General features: G+C 36.6%; 4 protein-coding genes. 1 reads left to right on the top strand and 3 read right to left on the bottom strand.

The window, feature by feature from the left end:
* Positions 1-108: 108 nt before the first annotated feature.
* Positions 109-444: a hypothetical protein gene (locus KI369_RS19910; RefSeq protein WP_212957106.1), complete on the bottom strand. Its 336-nt coding sequence runs from the start codon at positions 442-444 to the stop codon at positions 109-111.
* Positions 445-579: 135 nt separating this feature from the next.
* Here KI369_RS19910 and KI369_RS19915 point away from each other — a divergent pair, with 135 nt between their 5' ends.
* On the top strand, positions 580-969 hold the full coding sequence (locus KI369_RS19915) for a hypothetical protein (RefSeq protein WP_088029326.1): 390 nt from the start codon (positions 580-582) through the stop codon (positions 967-969).
* Between the two features lie 40 nt (positions 970-1009).
* Here KI369_RS19915 and KI369_RS19920 read toward each other — a convergent pair whose 3' ends face one another.
* A complete protein-coding gene (locus tag KI369_RS19920; RefSeq protein ID WP_212957107.1) occupies positions 1010-1729 on the bottom strand; it encodes a class I SAM-dependent methyltransferase in 720 nt (239 codons plus the stop codon).
* Between the two features lie 82 nt (positions 1730-1811).
* On the bottom strand, positions 1812-3269 hold a 1458-nt coding region (locus KI369_RS19925), incomplete at its 5' end, for a peptide ABC transporter substrate-binding protein (protein WP_212957108.1).

The following is a 3269-nucleotide window of genomic DNA, read 5'->3' on the forward strand; positions in this document are numbered from 1 at the left end:
CATCTGAAACTGTTAAATTAAGATGTTTAATTTTCAAACTATCACCATCTTTCTTAATTTTCTAACATTTTATCATAAAATTAAAAAACACGCCTTTCACAGCGTGTTTTATTGCTTTACATACACTTCAACAACCGGATTATCTTTATAATCCGCATGTAATCGTAAATTCTCTTCACTTGTACTATAAATACTAGCTAATAACATAATCGTTAACACGTTAGGAGTTTTTGCATCGCTCCCGTATTTCCTTTCCAGCGCTTCCTTATATTCAAAATCCAAATCCCCTTGCACATATGTATACACTTCAAAACCGTCTTCTAAATTACAAACTACTGTATCAATAATATCTGCTCCTACTTGCTTCTTCATTTCCTCTCGCAACGCTTCAATAAATTCTTCCCACGGTACTTCATATGTCTGAAACTGATCTGTCGATTTCATTGCCTTTTCCTCCTTATATATCCTTCTCCTATATTTCCCCTTTCCTATAACAATTATGATAGATAGGGCATTCGTACAAGCCGCACTTGTCCCCTTTACATATCGTATTACTGTAATGGGGAAGGAGGAAAGAACATGCATAGACAAAAATGTTACGATACGTGCCAACGTTATTTCGGTAAGGTCGTTCGAATTGAAGATCGTGATGGTCGCATTCATTTAGGTAAAATAATTGATGTGACAAAAAGCTCTGTATGGATTGAACCAGTGCAACAGCGCTCATCTTTTGATACAGGATTTGGATACTATGACGCTTATGCAAACGGTGGCTGTGATCTTTGCGGCGGCATTAGCAGATGTGATAGCTGTGGATTTGGTTGTGGTGGTGGATTCAGCGGCTGCGGATGTGGCGGTCGTGGTTGCGGTAATTGCGGCGGCTGGGGAGGCGGCGGTTGTGGATGGGGCGTTGAACTCGGATTTGGTTTCATCTTCGGAATTACATTAGCTGCATTATTTTTCATTTAACATAGTAAAGAGTTGACTATCTTTAGCCAACTCTTTTTATTTATTTTTCACATATAAAAATACGATGACCTAAAATATGTTGGTACATAAGTCGTACATTTTCATGCTGTACCCACGCCTCATATAATTCATTTGGAATATGCGGGGATACATTCCATTCCGGCTCTTCTATATAGCCAGAGATCGTTTCTGCAATTGTACCACCGCCAGCAACGGTAATCCGCTTAAAGTTTGCTTTCTGAAATAATTGTACCCACTCACTCTCAGTTAATAATTCTTTCATCCCGTATAATTGAGCGATTTTTTCTTCCTCATTCTTATCAATGTGCCTATCAATAATCATTTCAATGACAACAAGCTTACCGTCTTTTTGTAGTACACGATAGCACTCCGAAATAACCCTTTCTTTCTCTGTAAAAGCAAGTATCGATTCTCCGAGTACAAACTCAAATGAATCATGCAAACAAGGTAATTGCTCTACATTTCCTTCAATTAATCGAATGTCTAACCCTTCAAATGACCATCTATCTTTCGCCTTTTGAACCATTATCTCATTCTTTTCAACCGCCGTTACTTTATAGCCACATTCTTTTGTCATATACGCCGCTGTTTTCCCCGTACCGCAACCTATCTCAAGGACATTCGCTCCATATTTAAAAGGTAGTTGTGCTAACAATTGTTTTGTTAACGTAAAACCTCCAGGATGAGCACTACCTATTCCGTAATAAGCTAGGAAATCGATGTAAGTATTTCGTTTCATGGGATTCTCCCTTTTTTATTTTATATATTCTGGGATGGAGGAAAAGTGCATAAAAAAAAGGGCGCATCGTGCGCCCTCTCTCTTACTTATCTTCAGAAATATATGCCCATTTGTAGCTGTAATCTCCACCAACTGGATGGTGAACAATACCTTTTACTTTTGCTCTTTGAATGATAGCATCACCACGTTGATATAATGGTGCAATTACAGCATCATCAAGTAACATTTTCTCCGCTTTCAGTAAGCTATCCCAACGCTCTTTCGTTTTCGTTAATAGCTCCCCTTTACCTTTTTGTACAATTTCATCATACTTAGGATTTGAATATCCTGTTTGGTTATGAGGACCATCTGTAACGAACATATCAATGAATGTCATTGGATCTAAGTAGTCAGGGCCCCAACCAGCGTAAGATAAATCATAATCTAAATCTGATTCTAATTTTAATTTTTGTTTAAACGGCTGGTTTTTCAAATTCACTGTTAAACCTGGTAAGTTTTTCTCAAGTTCTCCTTTTAAGAACTCCCCTACTTTTTTCGCATTATCGCTATCGTAGTTTAATAGCTCAATCGTTACTTGCTCTTTTCCAAGATCTTTTTTCGCTTTTTCCCAATGCTCTTTTGCTTTTTTCACATCTGTTTTTAAAATATCTCCGTTATCTTTACGGAAATCTTTTCCATCTGGACTCTTCGCAAATTCTTTTGGTACTAAGTAATCTGCTGGTGTAGAACCATCATTTAAAATTACATTTGTTAAGCCCTTTTTATCATAAGCCTTTGCAATCGCTAAACGTAAATCTTTGTTCTTTAATACTGTATCTTGCCCACCACGTTTTTGGTTTAAACGTAAGAAGAACGTTGATGGTGTTTTTTGTGTATAGAAGTCTGGATTTGATTTATATTTGTCAACCATTTCAGATGTCAGTCCAGCACGATCGATTTGTCCACTTTCATATAAGTTGACACGTGTACCGCTATCTTTTACTACGTTAAAGTTGATTTCTTCTAGCTTAACTGTTTTATTATCCCAGTATTGTGCATTTTTCTTTAGCTTCCAACTTTGTTCATGTTTCCAGTCTGTTAATGTAAACGGTCCGTTGTATAACGTTGTATCTGCTTCTAAACCGAATTTATCTCCTTTTTCTTTTACAAACTTTTCATTTAACGGATAGAATGTTCCGAATGAAGTTAACTCTACAAAGTAAGGAACTGGATTTTCTAATTCTACTTCTAATGTGTAGTCATCTACAGCTTTTACTCCTAACGTATCAAGCTCTGCTTTTCCTTCATTAATTGCTTTTGCATTCTTTAAATCAAACATAATGTACGCATATTCCGCTGCTGTATTTTTATCTACCGCACGCTTCCAAGCAAACACGAAATCCTTCGCTGTTACAGGGTCTCCATTTGACCATTTCGAATTTTTATTTAATGTGAATGTATATTTTTTACCATCTTCACTCTTTTTATATGATTCAGCAACCCCTGGTGCTGCTTTATTATCCTTATCAAGTCGATATAACCCTTCCATTACATTGTTTAA

Source organism: Bacillus sanguinis, assembly GCF_018332475.1.
Classification (GTDB): Bacteria; Bacillota; Bacilli; order Bacillales; family Bacillaceae_G; genus Bacillus_A; species Bacillus_A sanguinis.